The following is a 429-nucleotide window of genomic DNA, read 5'->3' as shown; positions in this document are numbered from 1 at the left end:
GAAGTAAAAGAGCGCCAATCTTCTTATTACACTCGTCTTTTCTAAATCACTTATAAAGGGGTAATTATTTTATGAAATTTAAAGTATTCTTTTTAACCATTACCATTCAAAAAAATAAATTTTCCGAGTCTGAAATGCTTCATGAGCGACAAATTAATCAGGCTATGGATTCTGTAAAAGAAAGACAAAGTCATTACTGTAGTCACCTATAATTTCTTATTACACTCGTTTTTTCTAAATCATTTATAAAGGGGCAATTATTTTATGAAATTTAAAGTATTCTTTTTAACCATTACCATTCAAAGAAATAAATTTTCTGAGTCTGAAATGCTTCATGAACGACAAATTAATCAGGCTATGAATTCTGTAAAAGAAAGACAAAGTCATTACTGTAGTCATCTGTAATTCCAATTCGAAAGGAGGAATTCA

At 28.7% G+C, this 429-nt stretch carries 2 protein-coding genes; both read left to right on the top strand.

Annotated features, from left to right (window positions below):
• Positions 1 to 71 precede the first annotated feature (71 nt).
• Positions 72 to 212, top strand: a complete 141-nt coding sequence (locus tag MR107_RS30430; RefSeq protein WP_000669805.1) for a YrzI family small protein — start codon at positions 72 to 74, stop codon at positions 210 to 212.
• Between the two features lie 52 nt (positions 213 to 264).
• Positions 265 to 405: a YrzI family small protein gene (locus MR107_RS30425; RefSeq protein WP_000669816.1), complete on the top strand. Its 141-nt coding sequence runs from the start codon at positions 265 to 267 to the stop codon at positions 403 to 405.
• The last annotated feature ends 24 nt before the right edge of the window (positions 406 to 429 follow it).

This window comes from Bacillus cereus group sp. BfR-BA-01441, assembly GCF_022663075.1.
Taxonomy (GTDB): domain Bacteria; phylum Bacillota; class Bacilli; order Bacillales; family Bacillaceae_G; genus Bacillus_A; species Bacillus_A cereus.
The sequence above is the reverse complement of the archived record's forward strand: the minus strand, read 5'-3'. Positions and strand labels throughout refer to the sequence as shown.